Below are 26880 nucleotides of genomic sequence, written 5' to 3'. Positions count from 1 at the left end.
CCTTCAACGCTAGCTCGGTTCCGCCTGCGAAAATCCCCGAACATACCCCTTCATAAAATCCACCCACGCCCGGATCTTCTGCGGCACATGCCGCGTCGGAAGATACAGCGCGTAAACCGCCTGCTTCGGAAACCGGTAGTCCGGAAGTGCATCGATCAGCGCCCCGCTGGCAAGGTCGTCGCGCACGAGCCATTCCGGCAGTAGCGCGACACCGCTTCCCCGCAGAGCCAGCGCCCGCAACACCGAGGCGTTATCGGCCACGATGCGCGGTTTCGCAAGCGGACGGAACACATGCTGCCGGCCGTCGCGGTCCTGCAGCGTCCACGCGGCAATGCGCTCCAGCCGGCTATGGCCGAGTCTCGCGAGGCCTGCCAAGGCATCAGGTGACTCGATGCGTGTCATGCCGGTTCCAGCGAGCAGTGCCGGCGACATCACCGGCCTCACTTCATAGGTGTCGAGACAGACGCCCCGATACGGCGAATCCTCGAACTGCTCGAGCCGGCCAAGGCGGATCGCCACATCAAACCGCTCGCGTGCGAGATCGACCTGCGCCGTATGCGTCTCCAGACGGACCTGCAATCCCGGATGCACCTGCATGAATTCGTGCAACGCAGGCGCGATGACCATCAGTCCGTATTCGACCGTCGATGTCACGCGCAAGCTACCTTGCATGCCGCCGTGCTCGCCGCGGGCTTCTTCGATGGCGCCTTCGGCTTCCGCGAGCACGCGCAAACAGCGCTTGTAAAAGCGCTCTCCAGCGTCGGTCATTTCGACGCGGCGCGTCGTCCGCGTCAGGAGGGTGACGCCGAGTTCGGCCTCAAGTTGCTTGATGTTGAAACTGACGGCCGCCCGCGCCTGATTCAGCAAGGTCGCGGCGACCGTAAATGAGCCCGTCTCCGCGACCACGCGGAATACGTCGAACCGGTTCAAGCTCACCATGGCGCCCTCTATTGTCAATTTTTTTTGACCAGTCAAGCCAGATTGATCGTCTTACCAGGACGAATCGCGGACTTTACACTACGCCGTCCAATCCGGTTTCCTGCGTTCATGTCCCCTCGTTCGAAAATTGCCGTCGTCTACCTGATCGGTTTCGCCATCGATCTCGCCAACATGTTCGTGATCAACACCGCGTATCCGGCGCTCCAGCGCGAACTGCGCGCGTCGGTCGCGCAACTCGCGTGGGTGGGCAACATGTACATGCTCGGGTTGACGGTCGTGATCCCGCTCGGTATCTGGCTCGCGCGTCGTTTCGGCGAGCGGCGGGTACTGGTGGCATCGCTGCTGATCTTCGCGCTGGGCAGCGCGGGCGCGGCAAGCGCGCCATCGATCGGCGCGCTACTTGTTTTGCGGCTCATCCAGGGGTTGGGCGGCGGGCTGCTGATCCCTGTCGGACAGGCGATGACCTATCGCGCCTACCCGTCGGAAGCGCGCGCGCATCTGACGTCGATCGTGATGATGGTGGCGCTACTCGTGCCTGCGCTGTCGCCGGCGCTCGGCGGCGTGATTGTCGATCACACGTCGTGGCGCTGGATCTTCTTCGGGATGCTGCCGCTCGCCGCCCTCGCCTGCGGACTCGCACTTGCGTGGCTACCCGCCGACATCGCATCGGACCACTCGCCGGCGCTCGACCTGCGCGGCCTCGCCATCAGCGTGACTGCGCTCGTTTCGCTTCTGCTCGGCCTGACCTTCTCCGGTCAGCGTGGCATGGCTGGCTGGGCCGCCGCGCCGCTTGCCGTCGCGTTCGTCGCGGCTCTCGCTTATGTCCGGCATGCGCATCGCTCGAAGGCGCCGCTGCTCGATCTAACGCTGCTCGCACGACCGTTGCTGCGCGTCGGCATCGTGATCTACCTATGCGTGCCGGGCGTTTTCGCCGGCGTGAATCTCATTGCCACGCTCTACCTGCAGGACGTACTTGGCCTGAGCGCAACGCAGACTGGCGCACTCATGGTGCCGTGGGCCGCTGCGTCGTTCGTTGCGATAACAACGACGCGCCGCTGCTTTCCAAGCTGGGGGGCGAAGCCGCTGTTCGTCTGCGGAATGCTGACCAACTGTGGGGGCATCGCGTTGCTCGCCACACCTTTCGTCGTGCAGGACGCCGGTCCGGTACTTGCGTTCGTTGCGATGGGATTCGGCGCCAGCCTGTGTACGAGCACATCGCAAAGCGCCGCGTTTCTCGACGTGCCCGCCGACCGGATGGGCGACGCGAGCGCACTGTGGAACATCAACCGGCAGTTGAGCTTCTGCCTCGGTGTCGCGGTGCTCGGTAGTGCGCTGAACTTCCTGCTCTCGCACGGTGTGACCGGTGCCGCGCTCACGTCGTATCGTCAATGCTTTCTGCTTGCCGCGTTGCTGACGCTACTGCCTCTTCCGCTCGTCATGCGGCTCGCAACGCACCGTTCCACCGCTAATCAACTCGCCTCCCGTTAATCGCGCCCTCACACCATGAATCCACCGAACCCGTTCTTCCAGGAAATCGTCGACGCACACATCGACATCGAACAATGGCTGTCGGGCCGCGCCGAAGCAGGCCGGCTTGCTGCGCTGCTGAATCGGTTCTCGCCACGTTTTTCGATGGTTACGTTGCAAGGCCTACGGCTCGACCGCACAGCAGTGGATCGGTTGTTTTCGCAGGGGCATGGCAAACGCCCCGGGCTGCGCATCGAGATCGATGAATTGCGCGACATCGATGTGTGGCGCGACGGTGCGGTCGTCGGCTACCGTGAGACGCAGATCGACGAAAGCGGCAGTTGCACAGTCAGACGATCGACTGCTGTGTTGGCGTGCGACGAGTCGGGACACATTACGTGGCGGCACTTGCAGGAGACGTCGGCCGCTTCGTGAGCGCGAACGTAAGGCGCACCTGGTCGTTGCCCGTGTTTTGCCCGATCAGACCAGATGTACGCGCCGGTTGCCCGCCCGGTCACTCCTCCGTCGTCTACCCAAATAGCCACTATCAGCGCACCAGGATGCCTTAATACGCCCCCGTACCCTATCCTCGCGATTCACCCAATCCTGCTGCACCACTCGCTTCATGCACGCCGCCCACGACCCGCAAGCCGCTGCGCTGCGCACGCTGTTGCGCAGCGTCGGCCAGATCGTCCTGCAGCCGAACGCCTGGACCGGCGCCGGTCTGCTCGCGGCATTGCTCATCTGCGAGCCGCGGCTTGCGTGCGCGGCGGCGATGGGCGCCGTGACGGCGAACGTCGTCGCGCTACTCGTCGGTGGTGACGACGCAGCCACGCGTGCCGGATTGCACGGTTTCAATGGCGCCCTCGCTGCGCTGGCCGCGTTCTCGTTCATCGCCGATCCTGCTGAAGCCGTCGCGATCGCGATCCTCGCAGCAACAGCAACCGCGGCACTCGGCGAACCGTGGTCGCACTGGCTGCGCACCCGAGGACTAAGCTGCTATTCGAGCCCATGCCTGATCGTCACGTGGAGCTGGCTGCCGTTCCATCACATCGTTGCAACGCCGACAGCAGCGGCAACAGCAACGCATGCGATCACGACCTTCGCCACGCTGGCTCCAGTCGACGCAGCGCGCGGCGTGTTCGGCGGTCTTGCGCAGATTGCGTTCGCGTCGGGTGCGCTACCGGGATTGCTCATGTTCGCCGGCATCGCAGCCGCGTCGCGGCGCACCGCTCTCGTCGCGCTGAGTGGGGCGGCGCTTGCGAGCGGCGCGCAACTGCTGTGCGGCGCGTCACTATCGTCGTTCGATGCCGGCCTGCTAGGATGTAACGGCGCGCTGACTGCGCTTGCGCTTGTCGACAGCGGTGTGGCAACGATGCTCGGGGCTCTGGCGATAGCGGTACTCCTGCAGCAGCTTGCGATCCGCTGGGGCTGGCCCGCGATGACCGCGCCGTTCGTGCTCGCGACGTGGAGCATGCAGTGGTTGCGGCGCCATACGTTCGATACGTTGCGCCGCGTGCCTGCGCTAGACCCGCAGTCCCACGAAGAACCGCAGGTCACGCAGGCACGAGCAACCGGATAGGCACCGCGCTTCGCATATCGCCACACCCGGCCGCACCCGCCGCCCCACGAGGAGACAGACATGTCGTTCACCCATACGCCGACCGGCCGCGTCGCCGCGACCGGTCCGATGACCGATGCCGAGCACCGGACCCGCACCGATCTCGCCGCCGCCTATCGTCTGGTCGCGCTCAACGGCTGGGACGATCTGATCTACACGCACATCTCCGCGAACGTGCCGGGCGAACCGGGCCACTTTCTGATCAACCCGTTCGGTTTTTCATTCGATGAAGTGTGCGCGTCGAATCTCGTGAAGATCGATATAGCAGGTCAAATCGTCGGTACGAGCGAGCACACGGTGAACGTCACCGGCTTCGCCTTGCATGCGGCCGTTCATGCGGCGCGTGCCGACGCGTTCTGCGTGATGCATCTGCATAACTCCGCAGGTATTGCCGTATCGATCCAGCGCGCGGGCTTGCTGCCTGCGTCGCAACACGCGCTGCGTTTTCACGGGCAGCTCGCGTATCACGACTACGAAAGCGTCGCGTTCACGCCGGCCGAAGGCGAGCGGCTCGTTGCGCATCTCGCCGACAAACCCGCGATGCTGCTGCGCAATCACGGCACGCTCACTGTCGGACGCACGGTCGCGGAAGCGTACGTGCTGATGGCAACGCTCGTGAAGGCCTGTGAAATCCAGTTGCTCGCGCAGGCGCGCGCCCCCGAACACGCGGACCTCGTGCTGCCGTCGGAAGCGGTCGCGGCGCGCACTGCCGAGCAGCTGTTCGACGGCGGCGCCATAGAAGGCGCACTCGAATGGCCCGCGCTACTGCGCAAGCTCGACCGGCTCGATCCGTCGTTTCGCGATTGACCCCAAACATCTTTTTCTTCAGAAGGAATCGTCATGCCCACGTTTCACATCGAGCTTTTCGAAGGACGCAGCATCGAGCAAAAACGTCAGTTTGTCGAAGCGATCACGAAAGCTACCTGCGAGTCGCTTGGCGTCGAGCCGAGTAGCGTCGACATCATCCTCACCGATGTGAAACGCGAAAACTGGGCGACTGGCGGACGTTTGTGGTCAGACCCGGCGTAGCCACCGCATCGCTTTACACCTCCCGGCGACGCACTCGCGTCGCCCCCTTCCCCAAGCCTCTGCTGCAGCGCGGTGTATTGCCGCACTCCGGGTGTAATCACCGCACAAAACGAGCGTTCATCACGCTACGACACACCCCACAAATTCCAATACTGATCAAAGGCTTACGCGCCAATCCGTCACTCAGACGAAACACCCCGCGCGTCCTTTCGCCGCACAGCGCACCGCAGCACAAACGCCTACCCTTGCAACATCTGCAGTACGCAGAGCGCATCGACAGCGGTCGACGCGCGTAGTCAGTTTCCGGTCTCACGCATATGAACACCGCAATCTCGGCCTTCGATCTGGCGCGCATCCAGTTTGCGTTCACCGTCTCCTTCCACATCGTTTTTCCGGCGCTCAGCATCGGTCTCGCAAGCTTCATCGCCGTTCTCGAGTGGCGCTGGCTGCGCACCGGCAAGGCGTACTACAAAGATCTTTGTCTGTTCTGGTCGAAGATCTTCGCAGTCGCCTTCGGCATGGGTGTCGTCTCGGGCGTCGTGATGAGCTACGAGTTCGGCACCAACTGGTCGGGCTTCTCGGCGTTTGCCGGACCGGTCACTGGTCCGCTGCTGATGTACGAAGTCATGACAGCATTCTTTCTCGAAGCGGGCTTCCTCGGCATCATGCTGTTCGGCTGGCATCGCGTGAGTCCGCGTGCGCACTTCGGCGCAACGCTGATGGTCGCGATCGGCACATTGATCTCGACCTTCTGGATTCTCGCGTCGAACAGCTGGATGCAAACGCCGCAGGGTTTCAAGATCGTCGACAACCACGTCGTCCCAGTCGACTGGTTCAAGATCATCTTCAACCCGTCGTTCCCGTACCGGCTCGCGCATATGGCGATCGCGGCGTTTATCGTCGCGGCGCTGGTGGTGGCCGCGGTCGGTGCGTGGCATCTGCTGAAGGGGCGCCGCGATCCGGCGGTCAAGAAGATGTTTTCGATGGCGCTGTGGATGTTGCTGGTCCTCGCCCCGCTACAGGCCGTGGTCGGCGATCAACACGGTCTGAATACACGCAAATATCAGCCGGCGAAGATCGCCGCGATCGAAGGACTGTGGGACACCGAAAAAGGCGGCACCGCGCTGAACCTGTTCGGCATCCCCGACATGCAGGCGGAGACGACGCGCTACGCAGTGTCGATTCCGCATCTAGGCAGCCTGATCCTCACGCATAGCTGGGACGGTGAGATTCGAGGGTTGAAGGAATTTCCGCCGCAGGACCGGCCCAATTCGACGGTCGTGTTCTGGAGTTTTCGCATCATGGTCGGCCTCGGCATGCTGATGATCGCGCTTGCCGTCATCGCCTGGGTATTGCGCCGACGCGGCCGGCTGTTCGAAGCGAAGTGGTTTCACAAACTGACCGTCGCAATGGGGCCAACCGGTTTCGTCACGCTGCTCGCGGGCTGGGTCACCACCGAGGTCGGCCGTCAGCCGTGGGTCGTGTACGGCGTGATGCGTACGGTGCAGGCCGTCTCGCCACTCACCGCGCAGCAGGTCGGCATTTCGCTGATGGCATTCGTGGTCGTCTACTTCCTCGTGTTCGGCACCGGCATCTACTACATGCTGAAGCTGATGCGCGCGGGTCCTGCGCTGCCCGGCGCCACGCCACACGACGCTCCCACCGATAGCACGCGTCACACACACATTACGCACCGCCCGCTGTCTGCTGCCGATTAGCCGATCGACACAGCCCGACACCGACCGTTTCTGGAGATTGCCATGGATGTCACCGTAGTCTGGGCCGCGATCATCGCGCTCGGTCTTTTCATGTATGTCGTGCTCGACGGCTTCGATCTGGGCATCGGCATCGTGTTTCCGTTCTTCCCCGACGAACGCGAACGCGACCTGATGATGAATACCGTCGCACCGGTCTGGGACGGCAACGAAACCTGGCTCGTGCTCGGCGGCGCGGGGCTCTTTGCCGTGTTCCCGATCGTCTATTCGACGGTGTTGTCCGCGCTGTATCTGCCGCTCGTGTTCATGCTCGCGTGTCTGATCTTTCGTGGCGTGTCGTTCGAGATCCGCGCGAAAGCGAAGCGCACGCGGCATCTGTGGGACCTGGCGTTTATCGGTGGTTCGACCGGTGCGGCATTCTTTCAGGGCGTCGCACTCGGCGCGTTCCTGCAAGGCATCCCGGTTGCCGACGGCAGCTTTGCCGGCGATGCGTTCGGCTGGCTCACGCCGTTCAGCCTGCTGACCGGCCTTGGCCTCGTCGCCACCTATGCGTTGCTCGGCTGCTGCTGGCTCGTCGCGAAGACCGAAGGCGATCTGCAGCGCCGGTTGCATCGCATCGTGTGGCCGCTGACGCTCGTGCTGCTCGGCTTCATCGCGCTCGTCAGTCTGTGGACACCGTTGCAGGACCCGCTCATCGCCACACGCTGGTTCGACTCGGGATTGTTGCATCGACTGCTGCCGGTGCCGTTCCTCGTTGCCGTGTGCGCCTTCGTCATGCATCGCGCGGTACGCGACCGGCATCACATCACGCCGTTCGTCGCGGCAATCGCGCTCGTGCTGCTCGGTTATGCGGGGCTACTCTTTTCACTGTGGCCGTACGCGATTCCGTCGAGCATGACCTTGTGGGAAGCCGCCGCGCCACGTTCGAGCCAGGTGTTCACGCTGATCGGCGCCGCGGTGATCCTGCCGGTGATTCTCGGCTACACGATGCTCGGCTACTGGGTATTTCGCGGCAAGGTGCGCCATGGCGACACGCATTATCACTAGGCTGGCGGCGCCGGTCCTCGCGCGGCGCGTGCCCGGTTGGGTCTGGTTCGTCGCGCTGTGGTGCGGCGGAGTCGGCGCGGCGATGCTGCTCGGCTTCGCGTTCAAGGTGCTGATGAACGCCACGCTGTTCGCGGTGGCGTAGCCGGTTCAGCGGTCAAGCGCCCGCTTTTGGCACATGTAACCCGGTGTAAACCACCGGACTTCGCAGTGCACTTCAAAATTTGCGTAGTGGCCTCGTCTACCTAACGACTCCCGGCGCAAAACAGTCGCCGGGATGCCGGGACCTGCCGCGAGGGCGGTGAAGTGTCCCGCAGCTCGAACGGCAAGGACATCGGACCGGGCCGCACGGGGGGACCACTTCACAAGAAACAACTGTTGCAGTTGGACCGGGGAACGCCAACAATACCGGGGAAGCGCCGTCCGCACGGAGCTCGCAAGGCGCCGCGCAGGACAACCTGAGAGCATCCGCGCCGCCAGGCCGGAAGCCGGCCAACCGGGGGGGGGTGGCCGGCTTCCGGAGCCGGTTGTCCGGTAATACGGTCATTCGGCGCACAGCAGAGTAGTGAGTGAAACAGCGGATGAAAAAAACAGAGACTGAAGGCAGCAACCGGCCATGCCCCCGCGGGCACAGCATGACGAGGACGCGGGGTAGCAACACCCGGGACCGTGCACCATCGCCGCACGCGCCTCGGACCATGACGACGCGTCAATCAGGGCGCGCCGCCATCGATGCGCACCAGTCCGGCCGCAAGGCCACCGGTCGCAAAGCGGGCAGCGGGCAGCAACGGCACAACAACAGTGGCACAACAAAGCGGCAAGGCCGACTCGCGGAGACATCATGAAGTTTCTAGTGGCCGACGACCATGAACTCATCCGCCAGGGTGTGAAAGGGCTGTTGCGCGGCCTCGACCCGGATGCCCAGTTCGACGAAGCCGATAGCTGGGAAACGCTCGCCGCCGCCGCCCGGCCCGATGCGGACCACGACCTCGCGATCGTCGATCTCAACATGCCCGGCATGGGCGGCGCACCGTCGCTGGCAGTGCTGCTGAAGGCGAACCCGGCGCTGCCGGTAGTCGTGCTGTCGGCGGAAGAATCGCCCGACGAAATGCGTGCCGTGCTCGCCGCCGGCGCGCTCGGCTTCGTGCCGAAACGCCAGCCCGCCAGCGTCATGCTCAAAGCTATCGAACTCGTGCTGTCCGGCGGCGCTTATGTGCCGATGGAAGCGCTGAGCCTGCTCGGCACACGCGAAACCACCACCGCCTCTGCCACGGCATCCGCCGCCGTCGCGGCCGGCGACCAGCCGGTGGCCTCCCTTACCGAAGTGCTGACCGCGCAGCCCGTGCAGGGCCTGCAGCCGCATCAGCAGCATCTGCTGGAAAACCTCTCGCCGCGGCAGCAGGACATCATGCGGCTCGTTCACCGTGGCTGGACCAACAAGATGATTGCGCGCGAACTCGGTGTGGCCGAGGGAACCGTGAAGGTGCATCTGTCGGTGATCTTCCGTGCGCTGGGTGTGCACAACCGGTCGACTGCGATCGCGGTGATCAACGGTTGGCTCGAAGCCGGCAAGACGTTGTAAGTCGCGCTGCGGGGCGCTACGACTCGTCGTTCAGTTCGTAGCCCGCAGCTTCTACGCATCCCTGTATCGATAGACGCGCGGCCGCACTGCGGCCGCCGTCGCCATTAGCACGCTGACGCAGCGCCTTGTCAGGCGAGCTGCCCCGGTCTGCCCAACTGGATCGACGGAGCGGCGCCGACGGTGTCGGCCATCGTGTCGACCGCACTCCCCTGGACAATCCCGGCCCCACTTCCCGAAGTCGCTGCACGCGCGCTGTCCGCCTGCTGCCACAGCAGTTCCAGCGTGCGCCGCAGACGCGCCGGCGTCACCGGTTTGTGCAGCACCGGAATGCCCTGCGCGGCCAGCGCCTGCAATTCCACCGACGCCATATCGCCGGTAATCAGCAGCGTCACGACGTTCTCGCGACCGCCGCGCCGCAACGCGTCGCGCACCGCGGCGAGCGCCTGCGCGCCGGTGCGGTGGTTCGCGAGCTGGTAGTCGCACAGCACCGCATCGGGCACGAAGCCGGTGGCGAGCGCCTCGAGCGCGTCGCGTTCGTCGCGCGCGCCGCGCACGATGCAGCCCCAGCGGCCGAGCAGGCTTGCGAGGCCGGCGAGGATCGACGGGTCGTCGTCGATGCACAGTACGTGCCGCCCCTGCGCCGTCAGCACGACGGCCGCCGCCGCGTCGCTCAGGCCTGCGACGGCCCGCACCGGATCGCCTAGCTCGACCGCGAAGCGAAACACCGAACCGCGCCCCGCCACGGAGCGCAGCTGCAACTCGCTGCCCAGCAGTCCGATCAGCCGCTTCACAGTCGGCAGCCCGAGCCCGTGGCCCTGGCGCGCATCGCGCTGGGGGTTGGCGACCTGATAGAACTCTTCGAAGATGTGTTCCTGCTCGGCCTGCGCAATCCCGATACCGGAATCGCGCACCTCGATAAAGCCGCCCATACGCCGGCCCGCGCGCCGGAAACCCATCCAGATCGCGCCTTCCTCGGTATAGCGCACGGCATTCGACAGCAGGTTGCCGAGCACGCGCTCGAGCAGCACCGGGTCGTCGTGAATGACGATCGAGGTCGGCGCGATACGCAGCGCCAACCCCTTCGCCGCCGCCTGCGGCCAGTACTGGTTGCCGACCCGCTCGAACAGTTCCGACAGCCGGAAGTGCATGCGGATCACCTGGGTTACACCGCTCTCGATCCGCGCGAGGTCGAGCACCTGGTTGAACAACTGGTTCAGCGCATCGACGTTGTTCACGATATGGTCGGCGGTCTTCGTGCGCTGCTCGCTGGTGGCCGTCGGGTCGTTCAGCGACGCGGCCAGCAGGCCGATCGCATGGAGCGGCTGGCGCAAATCGTGGCTCGCGGCGGCAAAAAAGCGCGTCTTCGCGAGGCTGGCCTCTTCGGCCACGTGCTTCTGCACGGCCAGCGATTCAGCCAGATACTGCTGGTCGACCCGCGCCTCGACGACGCGGTGGAACAGCCTGCGGTAACTGATCGCGTAGACGTTGATCGCGCAGAAGAAGAACGCGAGGACGATCGCGAGGATGGTGCGATCGAACGTATGGCTGCCGATGTGCAGGACGATGGCAGGCAGCAGCAGCAAGGGTACCGAGGTCGTGAAATTGAGCCGGTCGAAGCCGTTCGACATGAACACGCCCGCCGCGAGTGTCACGAGCAACACCGTGTGCAGCAACGGCAGCTCGGCCTGCCGGCTATGGAATGCAAACCAGATGGCAAGCCCCGGCGCGCTGTACAGCAGCACGCTGCGCAACGCGTGCAGCCTGATCCAGCCACGCGGCGTCAGCGCTCCCGGCTGACGCCGGTTCCAGACCCACATCGCCAGCCCGGCGCAGTTCGCAATGCCATAGAACGTGAAGCAAGCCGCGAACAGCTGCGGCGAGGGCATGTTGTGCCAGTAGATCGAAACCAGCACGGCGATCGAAAACCAGTGGCTAAAAAAAGCAATCGGATCCTGCGCATACAACACGCCCACGAGATCTTCGTCGACCGCACGCTGGATTGGGTCGGCCCGCATCATGCGGTCTCCTTGTCGGGTCTGGCAATTTGAATGGTTTGACGGACGGCGCGCCGGAAAGCCGCGGCGGCCGCACCAGCATTGGCCGGGAGACAAAAAAGCACCCGCCGGGGAAATGATTCGCCCGACGGTTTACCCGGCAGTTTACCCGTCAGCTATCACTTAATCCATATAGGCGAAGTCGTATCTCAAAACGATACTGGGTGCACTTTCAGCGCGGCACACAGTCCTTGCGGACCTCGTCTCACTGCCTGTCTCATCGGCTCCCTGGCGGCTTTCCGCTTCCCGCGCTTCATGTCTCAACCCTTGATGGAGGTTTTCATGAGCGCTCTTCCGAGCCGTGAGCTGGCACGTACCCTCGACGACGCAATCCTGCCCGAACTATGGCGCCGCCGTACCCGGCTGTCGGAAGACGAGATGGTCTCGATGTACGACCTCGTACGCCGCGCGCTGCGCTCGTACCACCCGCAGGAGCTGTCGGCGCTCGGCGAAGACAAGGAAGAACTGGTCGCCCAGTTCATCTACACGAAGGTTCTGCGTCTCGCGCCGGGTCACACCGAATCGAACGCCTGTGCCGAAAGCGCGCCGTCGAACGGCTATGCGCTGTGCGCCTACTTCCGCCGCTATCTGATCGATTGCCTGCGCAGCGCGAGCCATCAGCGCAATGTTTCGATGGAAGACGAAGGCATGGAGCAGGAAATCGACCTGCACGCGCATGCGCTCGAAGATCCGGTTGAAAGCGTGCTGATGGAATACGGGCTCGACGAACACCGCGTCCGGCTGGCCGCGCGCACGTTCATCGCCGGTCTCGACGAGCCGGAGCGGATCGTGCTGGCGGGCAGCCTCGGCTGGTGCTCGGGTTGCAAAGGCGGATTGTCGGCGGTGGCTACACAGCATCGGGTGCCCTCATATCACTACCGTGCGGTGAAACTGGGCGTCACTATGAAGAAGACGGCGGATGCCGGCGATTTTTCCAATACGAAGATCGGCCGCTGGCTCGTCAACGTGCTCGGCATCGATATCGATAGCGAAAACCGCACGGCGATCCTGATTGCACTGAATCTGCTCGCCGCCGAATCGAGCGAAGACGAAATGATCGACGCCGCTGCATAATCGCGCGTCGGCACCTGCCGCGGGCATTGCCGCGCGACCACTGAGACCTCAGATAGCCGAGGCCGGCATGGCTCGGCCGTTGCAAACGAGCGGTGCGCAGAACTTGATTTTCCGCCGACGCAATGCAGGATAGATGGGCTGAGGAGCGCTCAGCCTGCTTCCCCCAGGTTGTCCAGGGTTTCCCCGCCCTGCCCTAATCCATCAAGGTGGTCGTATGAACCGCTTATCCAGTGCCGTTGAGGCAATGCAGCCGCATTACGAAATCGTGGTCGTTGGGTCGGGTTATGGCGGCGCCATCGCGGCAAGCCGCATGGCACGCGCCGGGCGCAATGTGTGTCTGCTCGAACGCGGGCGCGAGTTTATGGCGGGCGAGTATCCAGCCACGCCGCTCGAAGGCGTCGCGCAGGTGCAGTACAACACCAGCGTCGCTCAGGTCGGTTCACCGCTGGCGTTGATCGAAGTGCACGTCAATGACGAAGTCAACGCCGTGGTCGCGTGCGGGCTCGGCGGCACGTCGCTGATCAACGCGAACGTCGCGCTGCAGGCCGACCCGCGCCTGTGGGACGATCCACGCTGGCCGGCCGCGGTGCGCGCCGACGCTGCGGGCCGTGATGTGGGCTATGCGCGCGCAACCGCGATGCTGCAGCCATCGCCGGTGCCCGCCAGCTTTCCGCGCCTGCCGAAGCTCGACGCACTCGAACTGGCCGCCGCCAAGATGGAGATGACCGACCGCTTCTACCGGCCGCCCATCACGGTCACCTTCGAGGACGGCCCGAACGCCGCCGGCGTCATGCAGAAAGCCTGCAACGGCTGCGGCGACTGCAACTCCGGCTGCAACCACGACGCGAAGAACTCGACGCACATGAACTACCTGCCCGATGCGGTCGCGCACGGCGCAGAGATTTTCACGGGCGTCGCCGTGCATTCGGTCGTGCGCGATGAAGCGCTGCAAAAGTGGTGCGTGCGCTATCAACTGGTCGGGCTCGGTCGCGAGAGCTACGATGCGCCCGATCTGTTCGTGACCGCCGACATCGTGATCATCTCGGCAGGCACGCTCGGCTCCACCGCGTTGCTGCTGCGTTCGCAGCAAGCCGGGCTGCCGGTCTCGACCCAGCTTGGCCAGCACCTCACGGGCAACGGCGACGTGCTCGCGTTCGCCGTGAACACCGATCACGACATCAACGCCGTCGGCTGGGGCAAGCAGACCGACATCGCGCCGGTCGGGCCGACCATCGCCGGCATCATCGATCATCGCAACACGCCGGATGTGCGCGACGGTTTCGTGATCGAAGAAGGCACGCTCGCGGCGCCGATCGGCGCGGCCATGATGGGTATGTTTGGCATCGTCACACCGGTCGAAGGCGTCTCGATGCCGGGCCTGCACGCGGCGGCGGGTGGCGGCGTGCTCGATCCGGAAGCGCGCATCGTCGATAGCCTGTTGCGCGGCCCGTATCACGGCGCGATGCGCAACACCCAGACCTACCTCGTGATGGCTCACGACAACGAAAGCGGCGAGATTCTCGTCAAGGACGGACGGGCACGCATAAGATGGCCCAAGGCCAGCCAGCAGCCGATCTACGCGACCGTCGAGAAGACACTCGAAGCAGCATCGGCGGCGCTCGGCGGCACCTATGTGCGCAATCCGATGTCTACGGCCGTCCTCAACAACAGCCTCGTCACAGTGCATCCGCTGGGCGGCTGCGCGATGGCGGACGACGCGGCCCAAGGGGTCGTCAATCAGGGCGGTCAGGTGTACTCGGGCACCGCAGGCAATGCCGTGCATCCGGGCCTCTATGTGATGGACGGCTCGGTGATGCCGATCTCGCTCGGCGTGAATCCGCTCCTCACGATCTCGGCGCTCGCCGAGCGCAACTGTGCGCAGCTCGCAGAAACGCACGGCTGGCAGATCGACTATGAATCGAAGGGCCGCGCCGCGCCGCCCCCACCGCCGAAGATCGGGCTGCGCTTCACCGAAACGATGCTCGGCGATTACACGCCGATACCGGCAAACGGCGCGGCAAACGGCGCAGCAGCCGCATCGGTCGCGATGAGCTTCACGCTAACCGTCGAATCCGACGATCTCGAACACATGCTCGCCGACCCGCAACACGAGGCGCGCATGGTCGGCACGCTGACCTGCACCGCGCTGTCGGCGCAACCGCTGATGATCGTCGACGGCCGCTTCAACCTGTTCGTCGACAACGAGGAAGAAGTCGACGTCCGCAACATGAATTACCGGATGACGCTCGAATCGGTCGAGGGCAAGACGTATTACCTGTTCGGCCAGAAGATCGTCACGCATTCGTCGCTGCTGAACCTGTGGTCGCAGACCAACACGCTGTACGTGCAGATGCGCGATTCCGCCGCACCCGATGCCCCGCAGATCGGTCGCGCAACGCTGATCATCACGCCGGAAAATTTCCTGCGGCAGTCGCGCACGATGGAAGTCACGAACGCACCCGACATCGAAACGCGGCTCGCGTGGACGCTGAAGTTCGGTCGCTTCTTCGCAGGCGTGCTGTTCACCGAATATGGCGGCATCGCCGCGCCGCTGCAGTACTTCGATCCGGACGCAGCGCCACGCGCGCGCCGTACGCTGCGCGCACCGGCGCCGGTCATCACGTTCTTCAAGACCGACGACGACAAGACACTGAAGCTCACGCGCTATCAGGGTGGCACGAAAGGACCCGTGCTGCTGATCCATGGATCGGGTGTGTCGAGCCGGATCTTCTCGACGGATCTGATCGGTACGAACCTGGTCGAGTATCTGTGCGCGGCGCAATACGACGTGTGGCTCGTCGATCTGCGCGTGAGCATCGAACTACCGAGCGCCCCCGAACCGACCACCGCCGACGCCATCGCGCGCGAAGACATCCCTGCCGCAGTCGCGAAAGTTCGCGAGCTGTCGGGTGCGCCGGATATTCAGGTCGTCGCGCATTGCTTCGGCGCGTTGTCGTTCTCGATGTCGTTGCTGTCGGGTTTGACGGGCGTGCGCTCGGCGGTGCTGTCGCAGGTATCGGCCCACCCGGTAGCCGGCGATCTACAGACGATCAAGGCGGGCCTCCACATACCGAATATCCTCAGGCACCTCGGCATCAAGGATCTGACCGCGTACACGAAAGACCAGAAGTGGCCGAAGAACCTGTTCGACGACGCGCTACGGCTTCTGCCCGTCGGGCACTGCAACAACGCGGTCTGCCATCGCGCGACGTTCCTGTACGGGGAGCTCTACGAACACGAGCAGCTCGACGAGCCGCTGCATGAAAACCTGCACGAACTGTTCGGCGTGCACGACATGGAACTGTTCGGCCATCTCGCCACCATGGTGCGCGCGGGGCATGTCGTCGATGCGTCGGGTCACGACGTGTATCTGCCGAATCTCGATCGGATGAAGCTGCCGATCGCCTTCATTCACGGCAAGCAGAACCGTTGCTATCTGCCTACGAGCACCGAGCAGACTTTCGAAATGCTGGTCGAACGGTTCGGCGGGACACACTACTCGCGGCATGTGATCGATGGGTATGGGCATATCGACTGCATCTTCGGCAAGAACGCGGCACGCGATGTTTATCCGGCTATTGCCCAGCATCTCGACGCGTACTGAAATTACCCACCCGCAACAACGGCCACGGCCAGCGCGTACAACGCTGCCCGTGGCCGTTGTGCGTTACAGCACCTTGCCGGGATTGAGAATGCCGTGCGGATCGAGCGCGTGCTTGATGGCGGCCATTGCCGCCAGTTCTTCGCGCGAGCGCGACACCGGCAGGTACGCGCGCTTCAGCAAACCGATGCCGTGTTCCGCCGACACCGAACCATGCAGCGGCGCGAGCATGTCGTACACGAACGCATAGACGTCGTCGTGCGCGCGACGCCGGGCACCGAGCGACCGTCGACGGTCAGATGCAGGTTCGAGTCGCCGATATGTCCGAAGAAATACGTGACGTTACCGGGCCAGCGACGATCGAGCGCTGCGCGACAGCGATCGACGAAGCCACCGATCTCGCCGATCGGCACGCTCACATCGAAATTGATCGGATCGAGGCGCACTGGAAACTCAGCCGTGCATTCTCGGATCGCCCACAACGCGCGCGCATCGGCCACCGATTGCGCGATCACCGCGTCGCGGATCGTCTGCGTCTCGAGCGCATCGGTCAGCGCGGTCGAAAAACGCTCGCCTGCATCGTCGGCATCGAAGCCTGCATGTTCGATCAACGCATAGAGCGGATGCGCGGCGGCAAACGGCGAGCGGCCGCTTGCGGTCAGCGTCACGCCGAAATCGTAGAAGTCCGGCCACATGATCTCGAACGCAGCGATGTCGTTGCCGAAGCGCTGCGTGAGGCGCCGCAGCAACGCGACCGCCGCGTCGTAGCCATCCAGCGCGACGAGTGCGGTATGCCGCGCGGCCCGCTGCGGATGCAACCGCAATACGGCACGCGTGATCACGCCGAGCGTCCCTTCGGAGCCGATGAACCAGTGCTTGAGATCGTAACCGGTGTTGTTCTTCACCATCTTGCCGAGCGAACTAAGCACCGCGCCGTTCGCCAGCACGACTTCGAGCCCGAGCACCTGGTCGCGCGCGGTGCCCGACTGGATCACGCGATTGCCGCCCGCATTGGTCGCCAGATTGCCGCCGATCTGGCATGAACCGCGTGCGCCCAGATCGAGTGCGAGTTCGAAGCCGGCAGCGATGGCGGCCTCCTGTGCAACCTGCAGGGTCGTGCCGGCACGCACGGTGAGCGTCGCCGCCGCGGTATCGAGTTCCTCGACACCGGCGAAGCGATCAAGCGCGAGAGCGATATCGGTGGCCGCTGGAATCGCGCCGCCCGCGAGACCGGTCATCCCGCCTTGCGGCACGACCGGTTGATACGCGTCGTGACAGATTGCCAGCGCACGCGCGACGTCTTCGGTGGAACGCGGCAGCAGCAGCGCTGCGGGACGGGTGGGCGCGTGACGCGTCCAGTCGGTCATCGAGCGTTCGCCGATCGCATCGCCGACGCGCACGGCATCGGCGCCCAGCGCATCGCGCAACGCGGCAACGGTTGCTTCGAGCGGCTTGCGCCGATCCGGTGTCATGTGGCGCTCCCCTCAGCGAGCTTCTTCCGGTAACCCATCGAGTCGTTGATGCGGCCGAGGATGTAGTCGCCGGCCGCGATCGGTTGATATCGAAGGTTTGCCTCGGCCGTACCGAGTTCGCGCGGATCCACGCTCGCGCCCGTAGTCGGATCGTAGAACGTCGCGATCGAATACCGCTCTCTCCCCGACGTGTTGATGACGCGATGCAGTGTCGAGCGGAAGCGGTCGTTGGTCCAGCGCGCGAGCAGATCGCCGACGTTGACGACAAAGCTGCCGGGAATGGGCGGCGCGTCGATCCACGTGTCGTTGGCGATTTCGCGCACCTGCAAACCGCCCACCTGGTCCTGCCATAGCAGCGTGATGCAGCCGTAGTCGGTGTGTGGCGCGACGCCGAACTGATCTTCACCCGATTGCGGCGGCTGCGTCGGGTAGTAAACCATCTGTGTGCGCTGCATCCGCTTCGTGTAACGCGACGCAAAGAAATGCTCGTCGATGCCGAGGCCCACCGCAACCGCGCGCAGCAGGTCCGCACCGCACACGGCGAGTGCTTCGTAATAGGGATACAGCATGATGCGCAGCGCCGGCATGAAATCAGGCCAGTTGTTCGGTCCGCGCAGTGGCTGACCGGCGATCACATCGGGATCGGCTTCCGGCAGTTCGAGCCCGATGCTGAAGAACTCCTTGTAGTCGGGGCGCTTTGCCTGGTACATCGTCGCGTCGCCGAGCGCATTGAAGCCGCGATGGCGCGCGTTCACAGCGACGCGGCGTTTCATCTCGGTAGAAAACGAGAAGAACGTGCTCGCGCCGGCTTCGGCCGTGTCGATCACGAGTTGCGGCACACCGTGATTCACGACGTAGAAAAAACCGATCGTCGTGCACGCGTTCGTAGATTTCGCGGCCGACGCGCGCGAGTGCGGCAGGATCGCCGGCACGCAAGCCAGCGAGATCGATAATCGGAATACGGGTGGCCGACGACATCGCAACACTCCTTGAAAGACAGCCATTCCGCTGACGAATAGCGGCAAACGGATGACCAACGACAGATGGCGCACAACGCGCTCACAGCAGCTGAATTCGCGTGAACCGAAGTTGTATATACCGCCAAAACTACGGCGGCAAGCAACGCTGCGATGCTCTGATGACAGTGCGACAAAGAACCTCACTGTTCTGCCGCAGCATGCACATACAAAGGCCATTGTGCACGGCTCATTGTGTCCGATGACATTGCATGAAAACCCTGGTCCACGCGTTCACGTTTCTTTATTTTTGCGAAAAATCTGCGGTATATACTGCCCTTCACATCCCACGCGTGTCCGGCTCACCTCACGCATTGCCGCTTCCTTCACGGAGAAAAATCCATGAGCATTCTTGCAGGCTGGAAAGGTCGTTTCGCGACACTGGCGCTGTGCGCCGCGAGCGTTGCCCTGAGTGCGACTGCGCACGCGGAAGATCAGCTTGCCAAAGTAAAAAAGGCCGGCGAACTGGTGGTCGGCACCGAGATGCAGTTCGCTCCGTTCGACTTCCTGGAGAACGGTCAGCAGTCGGGTTTCAACAAGGACCTGTTCGCTGAAATCGGTAAGGAACTCGGCGTGAAGGTGCGCTTCATCGATCTGCCCTGGCCGAGCGTGCTGCCCGGACTCGAGGCGGGCAAGTTCGATATGGTCGGCGGGCCGATCACGATAACGAAGGCACGGATGGAGCGCTATACCTACACGCTACCGGTCGCCGATGCGACCGACGCACTGCTCAAGCGCACCAACGACACGTCGCTGAAGCAATCGTCGGATATCGCCGGTAAAACGGTCGGCGCGGGCAAAGGCTCGGCGCAGCTCGACCAGTTGAAAGCCTACGTCGCTACCTTGCCGAAACCGCCGGAAATCCGCGAATACGTCGATAACAATCAGGCGTACGCGGATCTTGCCGCGGGTCGCATCGCTGCGGTTGCGAACTCGGTGACCAACATCGCCTACGTCGCGAAGCAACGGCCCGAAACATTCACCGTCGTGCAGCCGTCGTTTGGCGCGAAAGTCTACTTCGCGTACTGCTTGCGCAAGGACGCCGACAGCAAGCCGCTCGCCGACGCATTCAACGCCGCACTCGTGAAGATGCACGGCGACGGCCGCCTCGCTACGCTGCAGAAGAAGTGGTTCGGCGTCGCCATGGATGCGCCGACCACACTGCCCACCCCGAACTACTGATAGCACCGCTATCGGCTCGCAGGCACCGCGCCCATGTTCAGCTTCACGGTCTTCGCGCAAGGTTTTCCGCTGCTGCTGCACGCGGCGCTCGCAACCGTCGGCATCTCGCTGACGGGACTCGTGATCGGCTTTTTCGTTGCGATCGGCGTGTGCGCGGCGCGGCTGTCGGTTCATCGGGTGGCGCGTCTTGCGGGCGGCGCGTATGTGTTCTTCTTTCGCGGCGTGCCGATGCTCGTGCAACTGCTGCTCGTGTACTACCTGCTGCCGTTCGTCGGCATCAACGTGCCGCCGCTTGCGGCAGCGATCAGCGCGGTATCGCTGTGCTCGGCTTCATACATTGCGGAGATTCTGCGCGGCGGGTTTCTGAGCATTGCGCCCGGGCAGATCGAGGCCGCGCGCATGCTCGGGCTGTCACCGTTCGACATGCTGCGGCGGATTCAGGTGCCGCAAGCGTTCCGGTTGACACTGCCGTCGCTCGTCAACGAGATGGTGCTGCTGATCAAGGCGTCGTCGCTGATCTCGGTGGTCGGCGTCGCGGAGTTGACGCGCACCGCGCAAAATATCGCGGCCAGCACCTATCGTCCGCTCGAAGCGTATCTGGCGGCGGGGCTGATCTACTTTCTGATCTGCGGCACGCTGGCGCTCGTCGCGCATGCGGCCGAATATCGCATACAGCACGCCTGAGGCCACAGCGATGCAGCAACTCGACCCCACGGTCATTACCCACAATCTTCAACCGATCGCCGCTGGCCTCGCGACGACGCTCGGCACATGGGCGGCGGGTGTGGCCATTGGCCTCGTGCTCGGTTTCCTGATCGCGGTTCTGCAACTCTTTTGCGGCCGCAACGTGCGCGCCGCGTTGCGCGTTTATATCGAACTCTTCCGCGGCACACCGTTTCTCGTGCAGCTCTTTCTGCTGTACTACGGCGGCCCGTCGATCGGCCTCACGCTCGAACCGATGACAGCCGGCGTGCTCGGCCTCGGCCTTTACGGCAGCGCGTATTTCGCGGAAGCGTTCCGCTCGGGCTTCCAGTCGGTGCCGCCCGGTCATCTCGAAGCGGCAGCGTGCCTCGGGCTATCGCGCTGGCAGGCGGTACTGCGTATCCAGGCGCCGCAAATGCTCCAGTTGATCGTCCCGGCGCTAACCAATCTGATCATCGTGCTGAGCAAGGAAACGGCCGTACTGTCCATCGTCACGGTGCCCGAACTGACGTTCGTGCTGACCGGCATCGGCTCGGCGACCTTCGCCTTTGTCGAAACGCTGCTCGTGCTGTGCTTCTGCTATCTCGCGCTCGTCGAACTCACTTCGCGCGTGGGCATGTGGGCCGAAGCGCGGCTGATGCGCTTCATCGCTTGAATCCAGGTCCTTCCATGAACGCCATCGTCGACATGCCCTCCTCCTCCCCTGCTCCCACCTCGTCGGCTCAGGGAACGCCGCTCGTCCAGGTCCGCGGTCTGCACAAACGCTACGGCGAAGTCGAGGTACTGCGCGGCGTCGATCTCGACATCAGGAAGTCGGAAGTGGTCTGCATCATCGGGCCGTCGGGCTCCGGCAAGAGCACGCTGTTGCGGTGCATCGCGGCGCTCGAGACCTACGACGAAGGCGAGGTGCGCATCGAAGGCGACCTGCTCGGCTATACCGAACGCAATGGGCAACGCGTCCGCGCATCGCACGGCGAGATCAACCGGGTGCGGCGCAATGTCGGCATGGTGTTCCAGCAGTTCAACCTGTGGCCTCATATGACCGCGCTAGGCAACGTCAGCGAAGCGCTGCTGCGGGTACGGCGACTCTCGCGCGACGAAGCACGCAGCCGCGCACTCGCGATGCTCGAAACGGTCGGCCTCGCGCACAAGGCCGACGCGTACCCGGCGAAACTTTCGGGCGGCCAGCAGCAACGTGTCGCGATTGCACGTGCGCTGGCAATGGAACCGCACATCATGCTGTTCGACGAACCCACCTCGGCACTCGACCCGGAACTGGTCGGCGAAGTCTTGCAGGTGATGAAGCAACTCGCGCGCGACGGCATGACGATGGCCGTCGTCACGCACGAGATGGGCTTTGCGGCGCGGGTCGCCGACAAGGTCGTGTTTATCGATCAGGGGCAGATTGCAGTACAAGGCGCGCCGCGCGAGATCTTTCACGACGCCGGGCAGCCGCGGCTACGGCAGTTTCTGCAGAACTATTTCGATCGCAACGCGTTCTGGGCGCGCAGCGGCGAGGCGGACGCGCCATGAGCGTTGCGCACCGTCATTCCGTTGCGGCCGCCGCACCGGCGCGCTACGAACAGGTCAAGCGGCACATCCGCGGGACGATCGAATCCGGTGCGCGCCGGCCTGGCGACCGTATTCCGTCGGAGCTCGATCTCGTCGCATCGCTTGGCGTCTCGCGGATGACGGTCAATCGCGCACTGCGCGAACTCACGAACGAAGGGTTGCTCACACGTGTGTCGGGCGTCGGTACCTTCGTCGCCGAAGCCAAACCGCAATCGACGCTGCTGATGATCGCCCACATCGGCGACGAAATCCGTTCGCGCGGTCATGAGTACACGTCCGAAATCCTGCTTGCACAACGTGTGAGCGCACCGCTGCCCGTGTCGAACGCGCTCGGTCTCGCGCCGGGCGCATCGGTATTTCATGTGATCTGTGTGCATCGCGAGAACGGTCTGCCGGTGCAGCTCGAAGACCGCTATGTGAATCCGGCGGTCGCGCCGGCATTCCTGCAACAGGATTTCTCGACGCTAAGACCGTCCGAGTATCTGTTCAACACCGTGCCTTTGCACGACATCGAACATGTCGTCGATGCGGGTCTGCCGACTCGCGAGGAAGCGGAGCGTCTTGAGATCGTCGAGAGCGAGCCGTGTCTGACGCTCGCGCGCCGGACGTGGACTAGTGGCGTCGCGGTAACGTATGCGCGCTTCGTGCATCCGGGCTCGCGTTATCGGCTCGGCTGCCGGTTTACACCCGACGACTCGCAGCGTCAGGGCTGAATTTCAACGCGGTCGCCACGTGGCGCCACACTTCCTTCAAACCTTGCCGGCCAGATGAAAGCGCGACGCCGGGTGCCACAGTTGCACCGACGTCGCCACCGCCGCACCGACCCACGTGCGCCGCCAGAGCATCAGGCAAGGCTCGCCAATCTCCATCGCCAGATGCCGCCGCACATGCGCGTCCGGCTTCTGCGCATAGATACGGAACTCGGCGCGCTGGATCGGCGCGAGCCGCACCATGTAGTGGTTCGGCGTCTCGATCGTGAAGTCCTGTTCCAGGTAATGGGGAAACACCTGCGGATTCACATAGCGATCCTCGTACTGGATCGGTTCGCCCTCTTCGCTGTGCACGATGCGCGAATGGAAGATCGGCCCTGCGGATAGCCCGAGCGCATCGACGGCGAGCGGGTCGTCGCTCGGTTCCAGTGTGAGCACGTGGGCACTGTGACGATGACCGCGCGCCGCAATTTCGTCGGCGATATTGCGAATTTCCAGCACGGTCGATTCGTAGTGCTGCGGCGCGACGAACGTGCCGGAGCCCTGCACGCGCGTCAGCACGCGCTCCGAGGTCAGTTCGCGCAATGCACGCGACACCGTCATGCGGGCGACGCCGAACTCTTTCACCAGTTCGGTTTCCGACGGGATCACCCCGCCCGCTTTCCACTCGCCCTCGGCGATTCGCTGCAGGACGTAGCGCTTGATCTGCTCGTAAGCCGGCATCGGTTTCACCGACGTCTTAACGCCGGGTTCCGCGCGATCCAGCCTGCTGTCGGCCCGCTCTTTTAGATTCATGTTCACGTCGACCTCGTGGGTAGTACGTCGCGTCTGCAACACAGGGTAATGCGTGCGACGCCCTCTGGTGCCTAGTGACCTGCCTGTGCCCCTGCCGCGGCCGGTCGCGGATCGTTCGCAGCCGCGCCCGCGGGTCCAGCAGCAACGATCGGCGCGCCGCTGTCCGTGCCGTCGTGACGCGGCGGTTGCAGATTGCCCGGATTCGGCAGCGGCGGCGGCGCTCCATCCGCGATCAGGCGGAACGCGGCGGCCATGTCGTCGGCGAGCGGCCGGTCGTCGCGGTACGTCGCGACAACGCCGCGCACGCGCCGCCACAGCGCTTCGGTATGCGGCGCACGCGCTGCATCGACCGCCTGCAGATCGTAGGCCTGTGCCGCCGCCAGCAATTCGATGGCGACAATACGCCCGGCATTATCGATGATTTCAAGCGCCTTCAATGCAGCCGGTGTCGCATGACACAAATGATCCTCTTGCAGCCCCGACGTAATGCCGCCATCGAGACTGGCCGGCGCCGCAAGCCGCCGGTTCTGCGCAACGAGCGAAGCGGCCGTGTACTGCGCGATCATGAAGCCGGAGCAGGTCCCGCCCGGTTCCGCGAGAAACGCGGGCAAGCCGCTGACGAGCGGATTCACGAGCCGGTCGAGGCGCCGTTCGGCCATCGCGGCGACCTGCGCAATCGCGGTCGAGAGGCTGTCCATCGCAAGCGCGATCGAAGCGCCCACTGCATGCGCCTGCGAGTAGACGCGCGGGGCCTCCGGCGTGCCGGCGACGATCGGGTTGTCGGTGATCGAAGCGAGTTCGCGATTCACGACGTCGGCGGTTGCGGTCAGCACGTCGCGCGCTGCGCCGTGTACGTGAGGGATCGTGCGCATGCTCAGCGGGTCTTGCGTGCGCTGACCGACAAACGACGCGAGGATGCCGCTGTCCGCGAGCGCTGCCCGCATCCGCGAGCCGACCAGATTGAGCCCCGGCGACACGCGCATTGCCAGCGATTCGGCATCGAACGCGGCGAGTTGCCCGTGCAGGTTTTCGAAGCTCATCGCGGCGACCGCATCGGTCCAGTCGAGCAGCCCCTCGGCGCGTGCCAGCGCGAGCGCCGCGAGCCCGGTCACACACGGCGTGCCGTTGACGAGACTCAAGCCTTCCTTCGCTTCGAGCACGAGCGGTTCGAGCCCAAGCCGCTGCAACGCGTCGCGGCCGCTCAGCCGTTCGCCGCGATAACGCACATGCCCTTCACCGATACACACGAGCGCGATATGCGCCATGTGGCTCAGGTAACCGACCGAGCCGAACGCCGGCACTTCGGGCAGGCAGTCGGCAGCGAGCAGCGCAACGAGCCGCTCGGCGACTTCAAGACGGATGCCCGAGTGACCGTGCGCGAAATTATTGACCGCCGCTGCGATGATCGCGCGCGTTTCGGTTGCGCCAAGCGGCGTACCGACACCGACCGCGTGGCTCATCAGAATGTTGCGCGACAGCGTGCGCTGCTCCGACTGCGATACCACCACATCGCACAGCGCACCGACGCCGGTATTCACGCCATACGCGCGAATGCTGCGCACGACGATCTGTTCGACCAGCGTGTGGGCGGCGTCGATACGCGCACGAGCATCGGCGGAGAGTTCGAGCGTTTCGCCAGCGGCGATGGCCGCGACCTGACGCCAGTCGAGGGGACGAACGGAACGGAGGATGGCCATGGTCGTGCTCAGTTGGCGGTGCGGTTGTGGTGGCTCGAGACGAACTGACGGAACCGGTCCGACTTCAGTTCGCCGAAAACTTCATCGGGCGTGCCGTCCGCTTCGACCTGCCCTTGATGCAGAAACATCACGCGATTCGACACGTGCCGCGCGAAGCCCATCTCGTGCGTGACGACGAGCATCGTGCGCCCTTCTTCGGCGAGCGAGCGCATCACGCGCAGCACTTCGCCGACGAGTTCCGGGTCGAGCGCCGAGGTCGGTTCATCGAACAGCATGACCTTCGGATGCATCGCGAGTGCGCGGGCAATTGCCACCCGCTGCTGCTGTCCACCCGACAGATGCGCCGGATAGTGACCGCGCTTTTCCGCAAGACCGACTTTCGCGAGCAACGCTTCGGCTTCCTCGACCGCCTCGGCACGGCTGCGCTTCAATACGCGCATCGGACCTTCGATCAGGTTTTCGAGCACCGTCATGTGCGACCAGAGGTTGAAGTTCTGGAACACCATGCCGAGTTGCGAGCGGATGCGATCCACCTGGCGGCGATCGCCCGGTTGCAGACGACCGTCGCCGCGACGCTTCATCTTCAGCTCTTCGCCGCCGAGCGCCACCGAACCATCGTCGGGCGTCTCCAGCAGATTCAGGCAACGCAGAAACGTGCTCTTGCCCGAGCCGCTCGCGCCGAGAATCGAGATCACGTCGCCTTCGTGGGCTTCGAGCGAGATGCCCTTCAGCACGTGATGGTCGCCGAACGACTTGTGGATGTTCTTGACCGACAATGCAACAGGAGCCGTAGCGTTCATGAGGTTCTCCTCTCCGGGAAAAGGGGCAATCGCCTAGCGCGCGGCGCGGCGGATTTCAGCGGGCGGCGTAGCCGCGGCAGCCGATGGCTTGACGTTGGCGGGCGCGGCACGCAGATGCCGCGACAAGCGCCATTCGAGCGCACCGAGTACGCGCACGATGACGAAGTTCAGGAACAGGTAGATCAACGCGGCGCAGATGAAGACTTCGGTCGTGCGATAAGTCTGCTGGATGATCTGCTGGGCGACGCCGGTCACTTCCCACACGGTGACGAGACTCGCGAGCGCCGTCGATTTGACGAGCAGTACGGCTTCCGTCGAATACGCGGGCAGACACTGGCGCAATGCGATCGGGCCGATCACGCGACGCAGCAGCGCGATGCCCGACAGGCCGATCGAATAACCGGCTTCGATCTGGCCGACCGGCACCGCCATCAGGCCGCCGCGAATGATCTCGGCGGTATAGCCCGCGGTACAGAGCGCCAGCGACAGCACCGCGCACAAATACGGATCGCGCAGCATCGGCCACAAGAAACTCTCGCGAATCACACCGAACTGGCCGAGCCCGTAATAGACGAGGAACATCTGGATCAGCAGCGGCGAGCCACGAAACACGAGAATGTAGAGTCGCGCGAAGCGGTTGGGCAACCAGTGGCGCGAGACGCGCATCGTGACGATCACGAGCGACAGCAAGCCGCCCACGACCAGCGACGAAAAGAACAGCCCGAGCGTAGTCGGCACGGCCGCGAGCAGTTGCCGCAGCGTATCGAACAGAAAGTCGAAATCGAATGACATGATGGCGGCGTCCCGT

Annotated in this window: 22 protein-coding genes and 2 pseudogenes; 16 read left to right on the top strand and 8 right to left on the bottom strand. The window is 64.1% G+C overall.

Annotation, left to right across the window (positions count from 1 at the left end; all coding sequences use genetic code 11):
* Positions 1-9: 9 nt before the first annotated feature.
* Positions 10-939, bottom strand: coding sequence for a LysR family transcriptional regulator (locus tag FNZ07_RS09640; protein WP_091017759.1), 930 nt, complete (start codon positions 937-939; stop codon positions 10-12).
* 108 nt (positions 940-1047) lie between these two features.
* On the opposite strand from FNZ07_RS09640, the gene FNZ07_RS09635 reads away from it, so the two are divergent.
* The 9 genes from FNZ07_RS09635 to FNZ07_RS09600 all read left to right on the top strand — a co-directional run bounded on the left by FNZ07_RS09635 (position 1048) and on the right by FNZ07_RS09600 (position 9397).
* On the top strand, positions 1048-2427 hold the full coding sequence (locus FNZ07_RS09635; RefSeq protein ID WP_091017758.1) for an MFS transporter: 1380 nt from the start codon (positions 1048-1050) through the stop codon (positions 2425-2427).
* A 15-nt stretch (positions 2428-2442) separates the two neighbouring features.
* A complete protein-coding gene (locus FNZ07_RS09630) occupies positions 2443-2841 on the top strand; it encodes a DUF4440 domain-containing protein (protein WP_091017757.1) in 399 nt (132 codons plus the stop codon).
* A 190-nt stretch (positions 2842-3031) separates the two neighbouring features.
* Complete coding sequence (locus FNZ07_RS09625) at positions 3032-3988, top strand: urea transporter (protein ID WP_091017756.1); 957 nt, start codon at positions 3032-3034, stop codon at positions 3986-3988.
* Positions 3989-4048: 60 nt separating this feature from the next.
* Entirely contained in the window at positions 4049-4834 is a 786-nt protein-coding gene (locus tag FNZ07_RS09620) for a class II aldolase/adducin family protein (protein ID WP_091017755.1), read from the top strand.
* 33 nt (positions 4835-4867) lie between these two features.
* Complete coding sequence (locus FNZ07_RS09615; RefSeq protein WP_091017752.1) at positions 4868-5056, top strand: 4-oxalocrotonate tautomerase; 189 nt, start codon at positions 4868-4870, stop codon at positions 5054-5056.
* A gap of 317 nt (positions 5057-5373) precedes the next feature.
* Positions 5374-6774, top strand: coding sequence for a cytochrome ubiquinol oxidase subunit I (locus tag FNZ07_RS09610; RefSeq protein WP_091017749.1), 1401 nt, complete (start codon positions 5374-5376; stop codon positions 6772-6774).
* 42 nt (positions 6775-6816) lie between these two features.
* A complete protein-coding gene (gene cydB / locus FNZ07_RS09605; RefSeq protein WP_091017746.1) occupies positions 6817-7818 on the top strand; it encodes a cytochrome d ubiquinol oxidase subunit II in 1002 nt (333 codons plus the stop codon).
* A complete protein-coding gene (locus FNZ07_RS33580) occupies positions 7796-7960 on the top strand; it encodes a hypothetical protein (protein WP_170275706.1) in 165 nt (54 codons plus the stop codon). The genes cydB and FNZ07_RS33580 overlap by 23 nt, the downstream gene beginning before the upstream one ends.
* Positions 7961-8656: 696 nt before the next feature.
* Positions 8657-9397 carry a response regulator gene (locus tag FNZ07_RS09600; protein WP_091017744.1) on the top strand — a complete coding sequence of 247 codons (741 nt, stop codon included), beginning with the start codon at positions 8657-8659 and terminating at the stop codon, positions 9395-9397.
* A gap of 128 nt (positions 9398-9525) precedes the next feature.
* Here the strand turns inward: FNZ07_RS09600 and FNZ07_RS09595 are convergent, their stop codons facing one another.
* Entirely contained in the window at positions 9526-11412 is a 1887-nt protein-coding gene (locus FNZ07_RS09595; protein ID WP_091018199.1) for an ATP-binding response regulator, read from the bottom strand.
* Positions 11413-11733: 321 nt separating this feature from the next.
* On the opposite strand from FNZ07_RS09595, the gene FNZ07_RS09590 reads away from it, so the two are divergent.
* Together FNZ07_RS09590 and FNZ07_RS09585 are read left to right on the top strand one after the other, a co-directional pair.
* Positions 11734-12525 (top strand): hypothetical protein, encoded by a 792-nt coding sequence (locus FNZ07_RS09590; protein ID WP_091017742.1) that lies wholly within the window; start codon positions 11734-11736, stop codon positions 12523-12525.
* Positions 12526-12739: 214 nt separating this feature from the next.
* The gene (locus FNZ07_RS09585) at positions 12740-16129 is read left to right on the top strand and encodes an alpha/beta fold hydrolase (RefSeq protein WP_091017739.1); all 3390 of its coding nucleotides are present in this window, start codon (positions 12740-12742) and stop codon (positions 16127-16129) included.
* A 63-nt stretch (positions 16130-16192) separates the two neighbouring features.
* Here the strand turns inward: FNZ07_RS09585 and FNZ07_RS09580 are convergent.
* Positions 16193-17598 (bottom strand): annotated as a pseudogene (locus tag FNZ07_RS09580) (FAD-binding oxidoreductase).
* Positions 17595-18576, bottom strand: a pseudogene (locus FNZ07_RS09575) (isopenicillin N synthase family dioxygenase). Before FNZ07_RS09575 ends, FNZ07_RS09580 begins: the two co-directional pseudogenes overlap by 4 nt.
* Positions 18577-18956: 380 nt before the next feature.
* Between FNZ07_RS09575 and FNZ07_RS09570 the strand changes: the two are divergent.
* From FNZ07_RS09570 to hutC (FNZ07_RS09550), 5 genes are read left to right on the top strand one after another with little or no spacing between them, the layout of a single operon-like run.
* On the top strand, positions 18957-19796 hold the full coding sequence (locus FNZ07_RS09570; protein ID WP_091017732.1) for a transporter substrate-binding domain-containing protein: 840 nt from the start codon (positions 18957-18959) through the stop codon (positions 19794-19796).
* Between the two features lie 33 nt (positions 19797-19829).
* On the top strand, positions 19830-20480 hold the full coding sequence (locus tag FNZ07_RS09565) for an amino acid ABC transporter permease (RefSeq protein ID WP_091017730.1): 651 nt from the start codon (positions 19830-19832) through the stop codon (positions 20478-20480).
* A 10-nt stretch (positions 20481-20490) separates the two neighbouring features.
* Entirely contained in the window at positions 20491-21153 is a 663-nt protein-coding gene (locus FNZ07_RS09560) for an amino acid ABC transporter permease (RefSeq protein WP_091017728.1), read from the top strand.
* Positions 21154-21167: 14 nt separating this feature from the next.
* Entirely contained in the window at positions 21168-22031 is an 864-nt protein-coding gene (locus FNZ07_RS09555) for an amino acid ABC transporter ATP-binding protein (protein WP_091017726.1), read from the top strand.
* The gene (gene hutC / locus FNZ07_RS09550) at positions 22028-22783 is read left to right on the top strand and encodes a histidine utilization repressor (RefSeq protein ID WP_091017724.1); all 756 of its coding nucleotides are present in this window, start codon (positions 22028-22030) and stop codon (positions 22781-22783) included. Before FNZ07_RS09555 ends, hutC (FNZ07_RS09550) begins: the two co-directional genes overlap by 4 nt.
* 36 nt (positions 22784-22819) lie before the next feature.
* On the opposite strand, the gene hutC (FNZ07_RS09545) is transcribed toward hutC (FNZ07_RS09550), so the two are convergent.
* The 4 genes from hutC (FNZ07_RS09545) to FNZ07_RS09530 all read right to left on the bottom strand — a co-directional run bounded on the left by hutC (FNZ07_RS09545) (position 22820) and on the right by FNZ07_RS09530 (position 26864).
* Positions 22820-23503: a histidine utilization repressor gene (gene hutC / locus FNZ07_RS09545; protein WP_091018197.1), complete on the bottom strand. Its 684-nt coding sequence runs from the start codon at positions 23501-23503 to the stop codon at positions 22820-22822.
* Between the two features lie 143 nt (positions 23504-23646).
* On the bottom strand, positions 23647-25272 hold the full coding sequence (locus tag FNZ07_RS09540) for an HAL/PAL/TAL family ammonia-lyase (RefSeq protein ID WP_091017722.1): 1626 nt from the start codon (positions 25270-25272) through the stop codon (positions 23647-23649).
* An 8-nt stretch (positions 25273-25280) separates the two neighbouring features.
* The gene (locus tag FNZ07_RS09535; RefSeq protein WP_091017719.1) at positions 25281-26072 is read right to left on the bottom strand and encodes an ABC transporter ATP-binding protein; all 792 of its coding nucleotides are present in this window, start codon (positions 26070-26072) and stop codon (positions 25281-25283) included.
* A 33-nt stretch (positions 26073-26105) separates the two neighbouring features.
* Positions 26106-26864, bottom strand: a complete 759-nt coding sequence (locus FNZ07_RS09530) for an ABC transporter permease (protein WP_091017717.1) — start codon at positions 26862-26864, stop codon at positions 26106-26108.
* Between the last annotated feature and the right edge of the window lie 16 nt (positions 26865-26880).

This window comes from Paraburkholderia megapolitana, from assembly GCF_007556815.1.
GTDB classification, from domain to species: Bacteria; Pseudomonadota; Gammaproteobacteria; order Burkholderiales; family Burkholderiaceae; genus Paraburkholderia; species Paraburkholderia megapolitana.
This window is presented reverse-complemented; position numbering and strand designations above follow the sequence as displayed.

Coding starts and splice junctions, on each gene's coding strand:
- FNZ07_RS09640 (WP_091017759.1), bottom strand. CDS start 939: ATGGTGAGCTTGAACCGGTTCGACGTATTCCGCGTGGTCGCGGAGACG.
- FNZ07_RS09635 (WP_091017758.1), top strand. CDS start 1,048: ATGTCCCCTCGTTCGAAAATTGCCGTCGTCTACCTGATCGGTTTCGCC.
- FNZ07_RS09630 (WP_091017757.1), top strand. CDS start 2,443: ATGAATCCACCGAACCCGTTCTTCCAGGAAATCGTCGACGCACACATC.
- FNZ07_RS09625 (WP_091017756.1), top strand. CDS start 3,032: ATGCACGCCGCCCACGACCCGCAAGCCGCTGCGCTGCGCACGCTGTTG.
- FNZ07_RS09620 (WP_091017755.1), top strand. CDS start 4,049: ATGTCGTTCACCCATACGCCGACCGGCCGCGTCGCCGCGACCGGTCCG.
- FNZ07_RS09615 (WP_091017752.1), top strand. CDS start 4,868: ATGCCCACGTTTCACATCGAGCTTTTCGAAGGACGCAGCATCGAGCAA.
- FNZ07_RS09610 (WP_091017749.1), top strand. CDS start 5,374: ATGAACACCGCAATCTCGGCCTTCGATCTGGCGCGCATCCAGTTTGCG.
- cydB (WP_091017746.1), top strand. CDS start 6,817: ATGGATGTCACCGTAGTCTGGGCCGCGATCATCGCGCTCGGTCTTTTC.
- FNZ07_RS33580 (WP_170275706.1), top strand. CDS start 7,796: ATGGCGACACGCATTATCACTAGGCTGGCGGCGCCGGTCCTCGCGCGG.
- FNZ07_RS09600 (WP_091017744.1), top strand. CDS start 8,657: ATGAAGTTTCTAGTGGCCGACGACCATGAACTCATCCGCCAGGGTGTG.
- FNZ07_RS09595 (WP_091018199.1), bottom strand. CDS start 11,412: ATGCGGGCCGACCCAATCCAGCGTGCGGTCGACGAAGATCTCGTGGGC.
- FNZ07_RS09590 (WP_091017742.1), top strand. CDS start 11,734: ATGAGCGCTCTTCCGAGCCGTGAGCTGGCACGTACCCTCGACGACGCA.
- FNZ07_RS09585 (WP_091017739.1), top strand. CDS start 12,740: ATGAACCGCTTATCCAGTGCCGTTGAGGCAATGCAGCCGCATTACGAA.
- FNZ07_RS09570 (WP_091017732.1), top strand. CDS start 18,957: ATGAGCATTCTTGCAGGCTGGAAAGGTCGTTTCGCGACACTGGCGCTG.
- FNZ07_RS09565 (WP_091017730.1), top strand. CDS start 19,830: ATGTTCAGCTTCACGGTCTTCGCGCAAGGTTTTCCGCTGCTGCTGCAC.
- FNZ07_RS09560 (WP_091017728.1), top strand. CDS start 20,491: ATGCAGCAACTCGACCCCACGGTCATTACCCACAATCTTCAACCGATC.
- FNZ07_RS09555 (WP_091017726.1), top strand. CDS start 21,168: ATGAACGCCATCGTCGACATGCCCTCCTCCTCCCCTGCTCCCACCTCG.
- hutC (WP_091017724.1), top strand. CDS start 22,028: ATGAGCGTTGCGCACCGTCATTCCGTTGCGGCCGCCGCACCGGCGCGC.
- hutC (WP_091018197.1), bottom strand. CDS start 23,503: ATGCCGGCTTACGAGCAGATCAAGCGCTACGTCCTGCAGCGAATCGCC.
- FNZ07_RS09540 (WP_091017722.1), bottom strand. CDS start 25,272: ATGGCCATCCTCCGTTCCGTTCGTCCCCTCGACTGGCGTCAGGTCGCG.
- FNZ07_RS09535 (WP_091017719.1), bottom strand. CDS start 26,072: ATGAACGCTACGGCTCCTGTTGCATTGTCGGTCAAGAACATCCACAAG.
- FNZ07_RS09530 (WP_091017717.1), bottom strand. CDS start 26,864: ATGTCATTCGATTTCGACTTTCTGTTCGATACGCTGCGGCAACTGCTC.